Here is a 16,064-nt window from a genome sequence, read left to right as displayed (position 1 = left end):
CGATGAAATTTACAATTATGTCAAAGGGAGATCAATCATCAGATACACTTGCAAGCACGATGAAAGAGTACTTGCTAGATTTTGGATTTATAATGGATGAAAAGGAACCCGATATTGTAATTTCTGTTGGGGGAGATGGAACGCTTTTATATGCGTTTCATCGTTATTATAATCGATTGGATGAAACAGCATTTGTTGGTGTACATACAGGACATCTAGGTTTCTATGCAGATTGGTTACCAACAGAAGTAGAGAAATTAGTAATTGCGATTGCGAAAACACCATTCCAAGTGGTGGAATATCCGCTTTTAGAAGTTATTATTCGCTATGTGAATGGAAGTAAAGAGTCACAGTATTTAGCGATGAATGAGGCGACTGTAAAAAGTGCAGAAGGTACATTAGTAACAGAAGTAGAAATACGCGGAGAATATTTTGAAACATTCCGCGGAGATGGCCTTTGTATCTCTACTCCTTCAGGAAGTACCGCGTATAATAAAGCGCTTGGCGGAGCAATTATTCACCCATCTATTGAAGCGATTCAAATTGCAGAAATGGCGTCCATTAACAATCGTGTATTTCGTACTGTAGGATCGCCACTCGTATTGCCGAAGCATCATACATGTGTGTTAAAGCCAGCTGCAGGAATGAACTTACAAATTACAGTGGATCATTTAACGATGGTTCATCAAGATGTGAAATCAATCCAGTATCGCGTCGCAAACGAGAAAGTACGATTTGTTCGTTTCCGCCCATTCCCGTTCTGGAAACGAGTTCGTGACTCGTTTGTTGCAGATAAATAGAAAGGGTTATATATTTGAACAGATTTACATTGAAATGGGATATAGGGCCGGCTGAAGAGGGAACTTTAGTTAGGGAATTTTTGAAAACGAAAGGTATTTCTAAAGCCGCTTTAACGGATATAAAGTTTCATGGCGGAGCAATTGAAGTAAATGGTCAACATGCGAGTGTTCGTCATCAGTTGCGTGCTGGTGAAGAATTACGTGTCTTTTTTCCAGTGGAGGAAAGAAGTGAAGGGATGATGGCAGAAGATATTCCTTTATGCATTATATATGAAGATGACGCGGTTCTTATCATTAATAAAGAGGCGAATATGTCAACGATTCCGTCTAGAGAACATCCGGCAGGAAGTGTTGCCAATGCGCTGTTATCTCATTATGATAAGCAGCATCTTGCAAGTACAGTGCACATCGTAACACGTTTAGATCGTGATACTTCGGGGCTTATGCTTATTGCAAAAAATCGTTTCGTGCATCACCTTTTATCGAAGCAGCATCAACAAAAAGCTGTGAAACGAACGTATGAAGCAATTGTTCACGGAAAGATTGTAGAACGAGAAGGAATGATTGATGCACCAATTGGTCGAAAATCTGATAGCATTATTGAGCGAATGGTTTGTGAGGATGGACAAAGGGCAGTTACTCATTTTAAAGTAATTGATAGTACATATCATAAGACACATGTAGCGCTTGAGCTTGAGACAGGAAGAACGCATCAAATTCGTGTGCATATGGCTCATATAGGACATCCATTACTTGGTGATAGCTTATATGGAGGGAGAAGGGATGAAATGAAACGGCAAGCACTTCATAGTAAATCTTTGACGTTTTATCATCCTATTTTAGAGAAAGAGATGTCTTTCACTATAAAGCTTCCAAGCGATATGCAAGAAGTGTTGCGGCATACTTAAAAAGGGAACAAAATTCTTATATTATAAAGAATTTTGTTCCCTTTTTTCTTAGCGGAATAATATTAAAATTTGGTTTTCACCCGTACGCTTTATAACGAAAAATCCACTTTCGGCTTTTGTAGCAATGCCATTGTCATTTGGAAGACAAAATCCATGTGCTTCGCAAGTTCCGTCATCACGTACTAACATTTGTCCAATTAATCCGACAGGAAGCCACTCGGCGCGATCTTTTCTTGCTACATATTTGCGAGTTGGATCCCATTCTGTATTTAAAAGAGGTTGTATTTCTTCGGTTTCCGTCCATACATATTGGCGTTTTCCAAAGTTATCTGTTTTATAACGTTTTTCCCAACTTAAAGCCCCGCTATTTCCTATAAGGGCAGGGGTTGCACTAGATATTCCTAAAATGAACGAGTCGTGTGAAGTAGCTATCCGAATTTTTTCTTCGCTACTAAATGTAACGAAATAACCGACATCAATAGGTTTATGATCTTCGGTTTCAAACATTTGTGCAAAATCCGTTCCACTTGCATTGTAAGACGCACCCTCAATGTACATTTCTCCATTATGGGCAAGCCATTTAGCCCCGATATTATGGTCGGTGTCGCTTACACCATTTGCAATAAACCAAGAATAAGCTTCTTCTGCAGTGCCGAAGCGCCCCATAATATGGCTACCTGCAAAATGAGCTGTTGATGTATGATGACCTTCCGCATGAGAAGAGGATCCGTTAGCGATAGTTGCGGTTCCTTCTGCGTGTGCTGCTTCGCCTAAAGCAATCGTCTGTTTACCCTCTGCATGAGAATAAGCTCCGCCTGCTGTCGTTTCACTTCCCTCACTATGCGAACTATGTCCAGTTGCTTTTGAGTTTGATCCCTCTGCATGAGAGAAAGAACCTTTTGCGTGTGTTAATAAGCCTTCCGCATGTGCTGCCATGCCCTCCGCATGAGAGTGAAGCCCTTCCGCATATGCATATCGGCCGCCCCTTTTAACTTTTGTATTTTCAGGTGTAGGTGTCTCAATTATGAGTGGTTTTTCAGTTTGTATATCATTCGATGAAGCCAATGCCTCTTTTATTTTTTTTACTTTGTTTATAATAGCAGCTGGAATTTCTGGTTCCACTTTTTTATTTATTGCTACAGAAATATTTTCTTCCGTCTTTTCTTCTGTTTGATTAGAATGTATTACCTGTTCATCTTGATTTGAGAGCTGTTTATTTTTTTGTTGCATCTTTATTTTTCTGCGATCGATTATGCGGCTCATCACAGCATTTTCTAAAGAGACATATGTTGGTTTTACTTTGCTTTTTTTTGATGACTCTTGTTCTTCCAGTTCTTCTATCGCTGCAGCCCGAATACTACACCAGTTGTTAATTCCGTACATGGGCAGATATAAAGGGGGAAATTTTCTTTTTTGTTTAGAAGATTTTTTCTTCATTCTGTCACCTCCTGCGACATTATATGTAGTGTAATTAAAAAAAGATGCACTTTATTGCATCTTTTTTTAATTACTTTACCTAGTTTTATATGAGATCTGCCTAAATAATACGGTAATCTTTCGCTAAGTAAGGTAGTTATGAAATTGGACGGAATTTCTCAGCGACAAAAGGTAAAGAAGAAGGAACAGAGATAGTCTCCATTTCAGGATAACGTAATCCGGTTAATTTGCCACCAAATACAGCACCAGTATCAATATTGACTGTCTGATTGACGAATCGAGGTTCTGCTACTGGTGTATGTCCATATACAATCCAAGCTTGCCCCTTGTACTCTTGCGCCCAATCGCGACGGACAGGTGAGCCATCGGCATGCTTTTCTCCTGTAATATCGCCATATAATACAAAGGTTTGTACTTTTTTATCTCGTCTTCCTATGTAATCTTGCCGAATCCCAGCGTGACATACGATTACTCTTTTTTCATCTAGTATGTGGTAGAGGGGTGATTGTTCATAAAGAGTGATAAACTTTTCTTTTATAATGTTTTGCTTATGAGAAGGAAGTGCCTCATATTCAGCAACAGTTGTTTCAAGTCCGTGAGCGACTGTTACATTACGCCCAAGGAAAAATCGATATAGTTTATTACAGTGATTTCCAGGAGCGTAATAAGCTTCTTTTTTATGTATGACAAGTTCCCATACAATTTCAATCATACGTAATGAATGAGGACCACGGTCTGTAATATCGCCAACGAATGCAAGTTTACGTTGGTCAGGGTGAACCGGTAGACCGCTACTCCAGTTATATCCTAGCTTCTCTGTTAAATTTTGAAACTCTTGGAAGCATCCATGAATATCTCCTATAATGTCATATTTCATATTTAAACCTCCATCGTATTTTTCATTAGTATATCTAAAAAAGGATAGAGATAAAAATATAGCGTTTTTGTGTTGTTCATTTAAACATAAAGATTTTCGTTCTTGAGCGAACATTTAAAATGAATCCAATCGCAATCATGTATGTAAGCAGTGAACTTCCTCCGTAACTCATAAGAGGTAATGTTATCCCTGTAATGGGGAGTAATCCGATTGTCATCCCGATATTTTGGAATACTTGGAAAGTAAACATTCCGATTGTACCAGCGCAAATGTAACTACCGAAAGGGTCATTACTTTCTAAAGCAATATGAATCATTCGAAAAATGAGTAAGAAAAAAAGAGAAATAATGACACTTGCGCCTAGAAATCCAAATTGTTCAGCGACATTAGTGAAAATAAAATCTGTATGTGGTTCTGGAAAATATACTTGTCCATTTTCCCACCCTTTTCCTTGCATTTCTCCGGATCCAGTCGCTAAGAATGCTTGTCTTAATTGATAGCCTTGTGCATCATATTTGTAAGGTGCTAACCATCCGTAGAAGCGATTTAATTGATATTCTTTTAAAATGTGTGCTTTAAAGAAATCTGTGTGAGTAAAAAAAATATATATTAATGTAGATCCAGCAACGAAAGTACCTGAAACTAATCCAAAAATAAAACGCCATCGTATGCCAGAAACTAGTATCATTGCTGCAAGCATCGCTGAAATGACCATTGTGTTTCCTAAATCTGGTTCTTTTGCAATAAGTAGTAGTGGTGGCAAGCTTGTCGCAAATATTTTTCCAAGTAGTAAAAAATCATCATGTATCGTTTGGGAAAAATATTTCTCATTATGATTTGCTATAATTCGTCCAATGACGATAATTAAAAACAATTTCATAATTTCAGAAGGCTGAAAATTTCCGATGCCTGGGAGCCTGTACCAAGCGGTAGCGCCTTTAATTGTAACGGCACCTGGTACTTGAAGTTCTAGTCCAATAAGTAGTACCATTGCAAAGCTGTACAAATACCAAGCAATTTTTTGATAATGATCGAAGTCGATAATCATAATAACACCAATGGCTATAAATCCAATGAAATACCATTGGATTTGCTTTAGTACAAAATTGACGTTTTGTAAAAATGGCGGTAAAGAGGCTTGCGCACTTGCAATAGCACAACAACTAACAATCCCAATGGCAAATAAAATAAATAGTAATACGTAGTCTATTTGATATTGAGAATTTGGATCTTTCAATGTAGGTATTCCTTTCTACTGCTCTTTATAGTAATGGATTTTATCCCGCATTAATGGGCAGTAAGACCCCCACCTCAAAATTCAGCGAAAGCGAAGAAGTTAGGTGGGGGATCAACTGCCCGTAAAAGCCCGATTGGTGAGAGCTGATTAAAGTTTCACTTTATAGTATGAGAAAGAATGTATGAACTATACGAATGATTCACATATAGTCCATACACTTTTAATTTTGCAGAGTAGTTTAATTGTTTAGCTCTTTAATAATTATATCCAAACAATGAGAGAGACGTACATGTGCGTCAGGAAAAATATCTAGTTGATGAAGATAGTATTTTAAGGAACTTTTACACCATTGGTAAGCACTAAGTAGAGCTGCTCTATAGTCCGTAGTATTTTGTAAAAAGCCATATTCTTTTGCTGTTATAACAAGGTGTGTGAAATCTTCACAACCTTGAAGGAGCTTATTGTGTATTTGTTGTCCAGCATGGTAGCGAAATTGACTTAAAGGCTCAGAAATGTATATTGCATTTCCTTTAGAAAGTAAAGAAATCCATGAGGCCATATCAACACTACAAGAATATTGTCGCTCTTTAAGGGTACCAAAAGGTTCAGTGAGCAATTCTTTTCGAAACAAAGTAGTTGTAGGCTCACCGATAATATTGTGCCCGCCCTTTAACATCCAATTACCTAAAAATATCCCGTTTAATGGAGTGTCTTCACTATATAACCTTTGTGTTGGATGGGAATCACCTATTAGATTTCCATGATCATCAATACGTACTCGATAAGAAGTAACAAGAGCAAGATTTTTATTGGGATCTTGCTCAAAATAGGTCATCATTTTTTGTATTTTATGCTTATAAAACACGTCATCGTCCATTAAAAAATTTATATACTCACCATTTGATTTTTCTATGAGCATAAGGTCATTGTGAAATTGTCCTAGAGTAGGGGTATTTCGAATGTATGTTATATTTTTATAATTTGGTAAGTATTGTTCGCGTATTAAAGTTGCTGTTTCATCATTTGTACTATCATCTCCGATGATGATTTCAATATTTGAATAAGTTTGTGCCAATGCACTTTCTAGAGCAATTTTGAAATAATGAGGCCGATTATAAGTAGGAATAAGGATGGAAACGAGAGGTGGATTTTTTTCATTCATCATACATAACTTCCTTTCAGAAGCTTTTTTTTGTAAGAACAATATCTTGGTAACTTGTATATTCATGTCTGCCGCACCATAAACCGTAATGCGGCTTATTGATTATTTCTAGGCCGTACTTATTCAATAGATTGCAAATATCTGTCTCAGGATAAGCAACTGCGAAATTCGGAATATCTTTATTTACAACGTAGCAATTTTCGATTCGATGATAAAAACCTAATGTACTTTGTCCTGCATTTAAATAATAGGACGATTCAGGGTTTATAAGAAAGAATGTAATGAAACATCTCCCGTCTTTTTTTAATACACGTACAATTTCAGATACGTAATGTTCTAATTCTTTTGGGAGAAGATGTGTAAATACAGAAGTTAAAAAGATAAAATCGAATGTTCCGTCTTCATAGGGAAAACGATATTGAGAGGCATCTTCTTTTCCTTCCGGATTATAGAATTGATTGTATATGTCAACATGTTCAAAGTGAAAATTATTACGCATAGTTGAAATGTTATTTTGACACCAAGTAATTCCATCTTTAAACAAATCAAATCCATAATACGCTCCATCATCATTTAAGTAATTCATTAATGGTACAGCCATTCGGCCGACACCGCAGCCTACATCTAATACTTTTTCATTTGATTTTAAAGCGCCAATTTGAATAAAATGCTTTAGGAACTCTTTTCCAACCTTTTTGAAGTCGCCACCTACATATTGGACGAGTTCAGGAGGGGGGAGTAAAGTCATTTCTTTGTTAAATTCGCTCATGAGTATACCCCTTTCTTATGTGAGAATATGCAGTAACTCTATTAATAAAATTTTCAATTTGTAGTGAGAGAACACAGGAAAACAATTATTATATGTAGGGAGATTCCGAAAAAGAATACTTAATTGGATCAGAAGTAAGAGAAGAATGAGTGAAAATGGAATCTCCTATAGATTAAATCTTTTTTATTCTTTTCTCCAATAAACGCCAAATACATCAATTTTAGTAATAGGGGCTTTTAAATTCCGTTGATTTCTAAAGTCTGTCACAGCCTCAGCGCATGGTGGTAGCCCGTAGTCATCGATAATTATATAGCCACCTTTAGAAACTTTATCATATAAGTTCACGAGACCATCCATGGTGGATTCATACATATCACCATCAAGCCGTGCAATTGCTATTTTTTCAATTGGTGCTGTTGGTAAAGTATCTTTAAACCAACCTTTTAAAAATTTCACTTGATCATTTAGTAAATCATATTTTTTGAAATTCTCTTGTACTTGTTCTAAAGAGACGCGTAAGTAATCGAATGTGTGTAAATAATCACCGTAATCTTTTGGATATTGCTCTAGATTCGGTGCTGGCAAACCTTCAAATGAATCTGCAACCCACACATTACGATCCGTAATGTTGTTTGCTTGTAAAAAACCATTCATAAAAATGCATGATCCTCCGCGCCATACACCTGTTTCAATAAAATCACCTTCTATATTTTCACGAACAACGGTTTCCATCGCCTCTTGTAATTGGTTCATACGTTCTCGACCAATCATGCTATGTGCTGCTCTTGGCCAATCCATTCCATCATGACGTTCACTTTTTGAGACATTTGGTTTTACAATTTTTAAGTTATGGTTTTCGGCATATTGCTTAATGAATAAAGGGAGGGGGACTGTAACTGGTTCGAATTCTAGTTCTTTCGAAATATGTAGAGATGCGGGTAAGTATGCCTCATATTCTAACCATATTTCAAATAAAATTGTCTTCTTTAGCAATTCGAGATAAAGCTGAACAGCAGATTTACTTTCCATATTTGTGCCTCCTGCAAAATGTCATACAACAATATGATTATGTAGGTACCGAATGTTTCATGATTGAATTTGAAATTGAAAAAAGCAGTAAAACTGATATCAGTTTTACTGCTAAGTAAAAATTAAGCAACCTTTTCAATAATAATGGATGCACTCGTGCCAAGAGCTAATGATAGCCCAAGCCCTGTAACAATTACTTCAACTAATGATGGAGTTGTCGTAATTTGCGTAATTGCTTGAATAACGATAGGTGCTCCGAGTGAGATTAAACTCGATCCAGTACCTGGTACAGGTACTCCATTCACTTGGATTGTAAGACCTCCTAATAGACTTGCAGTTGCAGTGTTAGCGATAACAGTGATTTTATAGAATCCAGTTTCACTAATTACGAAAGTATCAGCATCTAATTGAGAAATTGCTGTACCAAACTGAGATCCAACAGTATTAAATGGTACTGGATCATTAATTCCTAAATCTAAAGAAATCCCACCGGAGTTAAATGCGTATAGTCCTGCTGGAAGTCCTAGTCCTGATGGTCCAGTCGGTCCAGTCGGTCCAGTCGGTCCAGTAGCCCCAGTCGGTCCAGTAGCTCCAGTAGCTCCAGTGTCACCAGTCGGCCCCGTAGGTCCAGTAGCCCCAGTGTCACCAGTCGGCCCCGTAGGTCCAGTAGCCCCAGTGTCACCAGTCGGCCCCGTAGGTCCAGTAGCCCCAGTGTCACCAGTCGGCCCCGTAGGTCCAGTAGCCCCAGTGTCACCAGTCGGCCCCGTAGGTCCAGTAGTCCCAGTGTCACCAGTCGGCCCAGTCGGCCCCGTAGGTCCAGTCGGCCCAGTCGGCCCCGTAGGTCCAGTCGGTCCAGTTGGCCCGGTAGGTACAGTCGGCCCCGTAGGTCCAGTCGGCCCAGTCGGCCCGGTCGGCCCAGTCGGAAGGGTAAACGGTGGTATCGGTGGTAATGTAGGTCCTACAAGATTAGGGTCAAATGCACTAGCTGATAAAGATTCATCGGGATTTAATCCATTTGAATAATTATTATTTGACATAAATTCACCTCCATAAAGCGTTCATTATATAGTAGATGCAAAACCGAAAGAAAATGACACGGACATTTGAATTATTGAAAAGAAATCTTAAACTACTTGAACAATTTAAAAAAATGGAAAGTTTAGTATATGTATAACATATGATTGATTTGGAAGAGGGTGATTATGTTGAACAAGCAAGGAATTACAATTAGTTTATGTATGATTGTTCGAGATGAGGAGGAGACAATAGCCCGTTGTTTAGACACAGTTGAAAAAATTGTGGATGAAATTATAGTGGTTGATACAGGCTCCGTCGATCGAACGAAAGAAATCGTAGAGAAATACACTTCTAACATATATGATTTCCAGTGGATTGATGATTTTGCAGCAGCAAGAAATTTTTCTTTTTCAAAAGCGACGCAAGAGTATATATTGTGGCTAGATGCAGATGACGTATTATTAGAAGATGCTCAAGAAGCATTGAAACTTTTAAAAAGAGAATTAGATCCTAAAATTGATGCTGTTTCGATGCCTTATCATCTTGCAATGGATTCTAACGGGAAACCTTTATATTGTACAAAAAGAAATCGACTTGTAAAGCGTGAAAAACAATTTCAATGGTTTGGAAAGGTTCATGAGTATTTAGCTATTTCTGGTGAGGTTTTTAGTAGTAATGTTGCTATTACACATAAAAAAGAAAAAAAAGTAACAGATCGTAATTTGAAAATTTTTCAAAATACTGTAGCTGCAGGTGAAGAATTGAGTCCGAGAGATTTATTTTATTACGCAAATGAATCTACGGATAACCAAAAATATGATGATGCAGTTCTTCTATATGAAACATTTCTTAATCAAGACGAAGGATGGTATGAAGAAAAAATTTATGCATGTGGTAAACTAGGAGATTGCTATGCGAAGCTCGGAATGTGGGAGAAGGCAATCGAATCTTGTGTGAAGTCGTTTCGGTATGACGTCCCTAGAGGAGAGAATTGTACAAGAATAGGATATATATATATGGAACAAGAAAAATATAATGAAGCGATATTTTGGTTTAAACTTGCAACGGAAGTACCAATGGCAACGGAAAGTCCTTTCCATAGTCCAGCTAGCTACACATGGCTACCCTATTTACAAATGTGTATTTGTTATAGCAGGTTAGGAGAGCAGGATAAAGCGTATTATTACAATGAATTAGCAGCTTCTTATGTTCCGAATAATGCTGCAATTGAATATAACCGTAAATATTTTCGGGGGGTTTTTGATAAACCATATAAAGTGTAATGGGTTTCGTTTTTTAGAAATGATGTATCTTTATTCTAACTCTAATAGATTGGTTATATATTAGAGTATCGGTAACGTAACCAATATAGATAAAAGATTTTATACTGCTATTTGTGGGCTAATAATCATTGGGGGATGAACAAAATCTGCACTTTATAGAATTCATATGAGATTTATATTTCTAATTCTAATTCAATTTGCATAAGGAGTGTGTGAAATGAATCGCGAAAAAAGTTCTTTATATGAAGAAAAATCCGAGCATTATTATAATGCAGCGAATCCGAATTTATTAAAGCATATAAAAAAGGAATGGAAAGAAGTTCTTGATATTGGTTGCTCGAGCGGTGCATTGGGAGCGGCTATTAAAGAAAATGGTACACGTGTATCAGGAATTGAGGCATTTCCAGAGGCGGCAGAAAAAGCGAAAGAAAGACTAGATCATGTTATTTTAGGGGATATAGAAAAAATAGATCTTCCTTATGAGGAGGGACAATTTGATTGCATCCTATTTGGAGATGTATTAGAGCATTTATTTGATCCGTGGGCTGTGATAGAAAAAGTAAAGCCATATATAAAGAAAAATGGTGTGATTTTAGCAAGTATACCAAACGTTGCTCATATTTCAGTATTAGCTCCCTTACTTGCCGGAAATTGGACGTATACAGAATATGGTTTATTAGATAAAACACATATTCGTTTCTTTACATTTAATGAAATGCTAAGAATGTTTTTAAAAGCAGGATATGTTATTAGTAAAGTAGATCGTGTATATGTTGATCATAAAATGTATGAGCCGCTTATTGAGGAGTTATATGGAATTTGTAAAAAATATCGTCTTGGAAGTGGCTTCATGGCTGAGACAGTTGTATTTCAGTATATTATTGAAGCTGAAAAATCACAATTATGAGTACTGCAGACAAAACAATATTATTTGTTACATGTATAAATGATCGGAAATTGTATGCAAACTGCGTTCGACATATATTGCAATTGTTAGTACCGCCAGGGTATATTGTACAATTTATGCCGATTCGAAATGCGAAAAGTATGACGAGTGGATACAATCAAGCCATTTCGCATCCAGCGAAGTATAAAGTGTATTTACATCAAGATGTTTTTATTATAAATAGGGCTTTTTTATACGGATTACTTCAATTATTTGAGGAACATGAACACCTTGGTATGATTGGGATGGTTGGAGCGCAATATGTTCCTCCGACTGGTGTATGGAACGAAGGGCGTGGAATTGTAGGAAAGGTCATTGGTTATATGAATGATTTGTTTTATATGGCAAGTTTAGAACAACCGTATCATGAATCAAAAACATTTATTCCTGTAGAATGTATTGATGGTTTATTAATGGCCACACAATATGATGTTCCGTGGCGAGAAGACTTATTTGACGGATTTGATTTTTATGATGTATCTCAATCATTTGAATTTAGAAAAGCAGGATATACAGTTGGTGTACCTGTACAGCGTGATGCTTGGTGTATCCATTATCATTTTGATGTGAATATGACGAACTATGAAAAGTATCGGAAAATATTTGTGGAACAATATATGTCAGATGTAAATAAGGAAGAATAAAAGGGGGGACAAAAATGAAAGATCATACAATATTAGTCGTTATCTGTGTAAATAATGAGGAGCTTTTCAAACAATGTGAGAGCCAAATAAGAAACATTTTTGTTCCCCCAGGTTATGTCGTGCAAATTTTTCCGATACGAGATGCACAAAGTATGGCAAGTGCATACAACCGAGCCCTTTCATATCCAGCGAAATACAAAGTGTATATACATCAAGATACATATCTTATTAATCGAGACATGTTCTCTACACTTATATCTCTTTTTAAAGAAAATGAAAAGCTTGGTTTAATAGGAGTCGCTGGGGCTCAGTTTTTACCGAATAACGGGATATGGTGGGAAGGAAAAAATTTAGTAGGGAAAGTGATTGAGTATAGAAGACAGAATTATCAATTATTAAATTTAGATCAGGTTTTTTATGGTAATCAACCATTTTTGTCAGTTCAGGCAATTGATGGCTTATTCATGGCAACGCAGTATGATATTCCGTGGCGAGAAGATTTGTTTCAAGGGTTTCACTTTTATGATGTGTCACAGTCTTTAGAGTTTCAAAGGGCTGGTTATTTAATTGGTATCCCAAATCAAGCAAATTTATGGTGTATTCATTACAACGGGGATGAGTTTGATGCGGATACATATGAGAAGTACCGGAAAGTGTTTGTAGAACATTACAAAGATATATTATCTCCATCATAAAGGAGAGATGCAAAGTGAAAGGAATTATTTTAGCAGGTGGTACTGGATCGAGATTATATCCAATAACGAAAGTAACGAATAAACATTTACTTCCTGTTGGTCGGTATCCAATGATTTATCATGCGGTATATAAGCTAAAACAATGCGATATTACAGATATTATGATTATTACAGGTAAAGAGCATATGGGGGATGTTGTTAGCTTTTTAGGGAGTGGTCATGAATTTGGGGTTTCCTTTACGTATCGTGTGCAAGATAAAGCGGGCGGGATCGCACAGGCGTTAGGGCTTTGTGAAGATTTCGTCGGGAATGATCGTATGGTAGTTATATTAGGGGATAATATTTTTTCAGATGATATTCTTCCGTATGTTGAAGAGTTTGCAAATCAAGAAGAAGGTGCGAAAGTGCTATTGCAATCTGTAGAAGATCCCGAAAGATTTGGCGTAGCACATATTCAAAACCGAAAAATAGTTGAAATTGAAGAAAAGCCGAAAGAGCCGAAAAGTTCTTATGCGGTTACGGGAATTTATTTGTATGATTCGAAAGTCTTTTCTTATATTAAAGAATTAAAACCTTCTGCGCGGGGAGAACTTGAAATTACAGATATAAATAATTGGTATTTAAAACGAGGGGTACTTACTTATAATGAAATGAGCGGTTGGTGGACTGATGCGGGAACTCATGCTTCGCTTCAAAAGGCGAATACGTTAGCGCGTGATATTAATTTTGGGAAACAGTTTAACGGAGAATAGGTGAGAATATGAAAGTTGTAGAAACAAATTTTACCGATGCAAAATTGTTAGAACCGAGGTTGTTTGGAGACGAGCGTGGCTTTTTTTCAGAGAGTTATAATAAGCAGGTGCTAGAAACATTAGGGATAACGTATTCATTTGTACAGGATAACGTATCTTATTCGGCTAAGGCAGGAACGATTCGGGGACTACACTTTCAAAAAAAACCGAAAGCACAAACGAAACTCATTCAAGTTATGCAAGGGGCAATTTATGATGTTATCGTTGATTTACGAAAAAAATCACCAACATTTAAACAATGGAAAGGATATATTTTAAGTGCAGATAACCATCGGCAATTACTAGTGCCAAAAGGGTTTGCGCATGGATTTTGCACGCTTGTTCCGCATACTATCGTTATGTATAAAGTAGATGAATATTATAGCGCAGAGCATGACTCAGGATTACTTTGGAAAGATAAAGATTTAGCAATTCCTTGGCCAGTAACCGATCCTATATTGTCCGATAAGGATCAGATATTACCATTATTAGAGGAATATGAAGATAGTTTTTAAGTAGGAGCGTTGTTTATGAATATATTAGTAACAGGTGGGGCTGGATTTATTGGAAGTAATTTCGTTCATTACATGCTACAAAGTTATGAAACATATAAAATTATTAATTACGATGCATTAACATATAGCGGGAATTTAAATAACGTAAAATCTCTTCTGGATCACCCGAATTACTCTTTTGTAAAGGGAGAAATTCAAAATGGAGAGCTATTAGAACACGTTATAAAAGAGCGGGACGTACAAGTGATTGTAAATTTTGCAGCTGAATCACATGTGGACCGTAGTATTGAAAATCCGATTCCTTTTTATGATACAAATGTAATTGGGACGGTCACTTTATTAGAACTAGTTAAAAAATATTCGCATATAAAACTTGTGCAAGTATCAACGGATGAAGTGTATGGCTCTTTAGGAAAAACAGGGAAGTTCACAGAGAAAACGCCGTTAGCTCCAAATAGTCCATATTCTTCAAGTAAGGCGAGCGCGGACATGATAGCTCTATCTTACTATAAAACATATCAATTACCGGTTATAGTAACGCGTTGTTCTAACAATTATGGACCGTACCAGTATCCTGAAAAATTAATTCCATTAATGGTTACGAATGCACTAGAAGGAAAAAAACTACCGTTATATGGTGATGGTTTAAATGTAAGAGATTGGTTACATGTAACGGATCATTGCAGTGCGATTGACGTTGTTTTGCATAAGGGACGTGTCGGAGAAGTATATAATATAGGTGGAAATAATGAAAAAACAAATGTAGAAGTTGTGGAACAAATTATTACTCTTTTAGGAAAAACAAAAAAAGACATTGAATATGTTACAGATCGTTTAGGGCACGATCGTCGTTATGCGATTGATGCAGAGAAAATGAAGAATGAATTTGATTGGGAACCGAAATATACGTTTGAACAAGGATTACAAGAGACGGTGAAATGGTATGAAAAGAATAAGGAATGGTGGAAACCACTAAAAGATTAGTAAGGGGCATGTTAAATGAAAGAGAGGGTTATCATAACAGGAGCAAACGGTCAATTAGGAAAGCAACTATTTGAAGAGTTAGACTCTGAAGAATATGATATATATCCATTTGATAAAAAGTTATTAGATGTGACAAATATATCCCGAATACAACAAGTGGTACAAGAAATAAAACCACATATAATTATTCATTGTGCTGCCTATACGAAAGTAGATCATGCGGAGAAAGAACAGGATCTTGCATATAGAATAAATGCAATCGGAGCTCGAAATGTAGCGGTTGCTTCACAATTAGTAGGGGCGAAGCTAGTTTATATTAGTACTGATTATGTATTTCAAGGCGCCAGACCAGATGGATACGACGAATTTCATAGTCCAGCGCCGATAAATATATATGGGGCCTCTAAGTATGCGGGGGAGCAGTTCGTCAAAGAGTTACATAATAAATATTTTATCGTTCGCACATCGTGGCTATATGGTAAATATGGGAATAATTTCGTGAAAACGATGATGCGATTAGGAAAAGAAAGAGATGAAATATCTGTTGTAGCGGATCAAGTTGGCTCTCCTACGTATGTTGCGGATTTGAATATGGTTATTAATAAGCTCATTCATACTTCTTTATACGGTACATACCACGTATCAAACAGAGGCTCATGCTCTTGGTTTGAATTTGCACAAAAGATATTTTCGTACGCCAATATGAAAGTGAATGTATTACCTGTTTCAACGGAAGAATTCGGGGCTGCGGCTGCGAGGCCCAAATATTCTATTTTTCAACATAACATGCTAAGATTAAATGGTTTTTCACAAATGCCGTCTTGGGAAGAAGGATTAGAGCGGTTTTTTATAGAAACCAAAAGTCATTAACAAATTTCTGTTAATGACTTTTTTGTTTGCCTTTAAGCGGTTTTATGGTACTATAATTATAGTATCAGGTACTAATAACAAGTATAAGTATTTCTGGGAG

17 protein-coding genes are annotated in these 16,064 nt (G+C 36.7%); 10 read left to right on the top strand and 7 right to left on the bottom strand.

Annotated elements, in window-relative coordinates:
• The first annotated feature begins 2 nt into the window (after positions 1 to 2).
• Positions 3 to 800 carry an NAD kinase gene (locus IQ781_RS09490; RefSeq protein ID WP_000673190.1) on the top strand — a complete coding sequence of 266 codons (798 nt, stop codon included), beginning with the start codon at positions 3 to 5 and terminating at the stop codon, positions 798 to 800.
• Between the two features lie 14 nt (positions 801 to 814).
• Complete coding sequence (locus tag IQ781_RS09485; RefSeq protein ID WP_001079134.1) at positions 815 to 1,708, top strand: RluA family pseudouridine synthase; 894 nt, start codon at positions 815 to 817, stop codon at positions 1,706 to 1,708.
• Positions 1,709 to 1,756: 48 nt separating this feature from the next.
• On the opposite strand, the gene IQ781_RS09480 is transcribed toward IQ781_RS09485, so the two are convergent.
• The 7 genes from IQ781_RS09480 to IQ781_RS09450 form a co-directional block, all read right to left on the bottom strand.
• Complete coding sequence (locus tag IQ781_RS09480) at positions 1,757 to 3,145, bottom strand: peptidase G2 autoproteolytic cleavage domain-containing protein (protein WP_000730518.1); 1,389 nt, start codon at positions 3,143 to 3,145, stop codon at positions 1,757 to 1,759.
• Between the two features lie 136 nt (positions 3,146 to 3,281).
• Positions 3,282 to 4,022, bottom strand: a complete 741-nt coding sequence (gene prpE, locus IQ781_RS09475; RefSeq protein WP_000872698.1) for a bis(5'-nucleosyl)-tetraphosphatase PrpE — start codon at positions 4,020 to 4,022, stop codon at positions 3,282 to 3,284.
• 76 nt (positions 4,023 to 4,098) lie between these two features.
• Complete coding sequence (locus IQ781_RS09470) at positions 4,099 to 5,259, bottom strand: FtsW/RodA/SpoVE family cell cycle protein (RefSeq protein WP_065212156.1); 1,161 nt, start codon at positions 5,257 to 5,259, stop codon at positions 4,099 to 4,101.
• Between the two features lie 238 nt (positions 5,260 to 5,497).
• Positions 5,498 to 6,424 (bottom strand): glycosyltransferase family 2 protein, encoded by a 927-nt coding sequence (locus IQ781_RS09465; protein ID WP_000980807.1) that lies wholly within the window; start codon positions 6,422 to 6,424, stop codon positions 5,498 to 5,500.
• 13 nt (positions 6,425 to 6,437) lie between these two features.
• Positions 6,438 to 7,190 carry a class I SAM-dependent methyltransferase gene (locus IQ781_RS09460; RefSeq protein WP_001288765.1) on the bottom strand — a complete coding sequence of 251 codons (753 nt, stop codon included), beginning with the start codon at positions 7,188 to 7,190 and terminating at the stop codon, positions 6,438 to 6,440.
• A gap of 183 nt (positions 7,191 to 7,373) precedes the next feature.
• Entirely contained in the window at positions 7,374 to 8,219 is an 846-nt protein-coding gene (locus IQ781_RS09455) for a TylF/MycF family methyltransferase (RefSeq protein WP_000444381.1), read from the bottom strand.
• 122 nt (positions 8,220 to 8,341) lie between these two features.
• Positions 8,342 to 9,256: a BclA C-terminal domain-containing protein gene (locus tag IQ781_RS09450; protein ID WP_242808293.1), complete on the bottom strand. Its 915-nt coding sequence runs from the start codon at positions 9,254 to 9,256 to the stop codon at positions 8,342 to 8,344.
• Positions 9,257 to 9,421: 165 nt separating this feature from the next.
• Between IQ781_RS09450 and IQ781_RS09445 the strand changes: the two genes are divergently transcribed.
• The 8 genes from IQ781_RS09445 (at position 9,422) to rfbD (ending at position 15,964) form a co-directional block, all read left to right on the top strand.
• Complete coding sequence (locus tag IQ781_RS09445) at positions 9,422 to 10,519, top strand: glycosyltransferase (protein ID WP_050228929.1); 1,098 nt, start codon at positions 9,422 to 9,424, stop codon at positions 10,517 to 10,519.
• A gap of 217 nt (positions 10,520 to 10,736) precedes the next feature.
• Positions 10,737 to 11,426, top strand: coding sequence for a class I SAM-dependent methyltransferase (locus IQ781_RS09440; protein WP_050228927.1), 690 nt, complete (start codon positions 10,737 to 10,739; stop codon positions 11,424 to 11,426).
• Complete coding sequence (locus IQ781_RS09435; protein WP_025709871.1) at positions 11,423 to 12,109, top strand: glycosyltransferase family protein; 687 nt, start codon at positions 11,423 to 11,425, stop codon at positions 12,107 to 12,109. Before IQ781_RS09440 ends, IQ781_RS09435 begins: the two co-directional genes overlap by 4 nt.
• A gap of 14 nt (positions 12,110 to 12,123) precedes the next feature.
• On the top strand, positions 12,124 to 12,804 hold the full coding sequence (locus IQ781_RS09430; protein ID WP_060634678.1) for a glycosyltransferase family protein: 681 nt from the start codon (positions 12,124 to 12,126) through the stop codon (positions 12,802 to 12,804).
• Positions 12,805 to 12,818: 14 nt separating this feature from the next.
• A complete protein-coding gene (locus tag IQ781_RS09425) occupies positions 12,819 to 13,556 on the top strand; it encodes a sugar phosphate nucleotidyltransferase (protein ID WP_000676156.1) in 738 nt (245 codons plus the stop codon).
• Positions 13,557 to 13,564: 8 nt separating this feature from the next.
• The gene (gene rfbC / locus IQ781_RS09420) at positions 13,565 to 14,110 is read left to right on the top strand and encodes a dTDP-4-dehydrorhamnose 3,5-epimerase (RefSeq protein WP_000869416.1); all 546 of its coding nucleotides are present in this window, start codon (positions 13,565 to 13,567) and stop codon (positions 14,108 to 14,110) included.
• Between the two features lie 15 nt (positions 14,111 to 14,125).
• On the top strand, positions 14,126 to 15,094 hold the full coding sequence (rfbB, locus tag IQ781_RS09415; RefSeq protein ID WP_001024160.1) for a dTDP-glucose 4,6-dehydratase: 969 nt from the start codon (positions 14,126 to 14,128) through the stop codon (positions 15,092 to 15,094).
• A gap of 15 nt (positions 15,095 to 15,109) precedes the next feature.
• Positions 15,110 to 15,964: a dTDP-4-dehydrorhamnose reductase gene (rfbD, locus tag IQ781_RS09410; RefSeq protein ID WP_000664653.1), complete on the top strand. Its 855-nt coding sequence runs from the start codon at positions 15,110 to 15,112 to the stop codon at positions 15,962 to 15,964.
• The last annotated feature ends 100 nt before the right edge of the window (positions 15,965 to 16,064 follow it).

Source organism: Bacillus sp. N447-1 (assembly GCF_022701035.1).
GTDB lineage: Bacteria > Bacillota > Bacilli > Bacillales > Bacillaceae_G > Bacillus_A > Bacillus_A cereus.
This window is presented reverse-complemented; position numbering and strand designations above follow the sequence as displayed.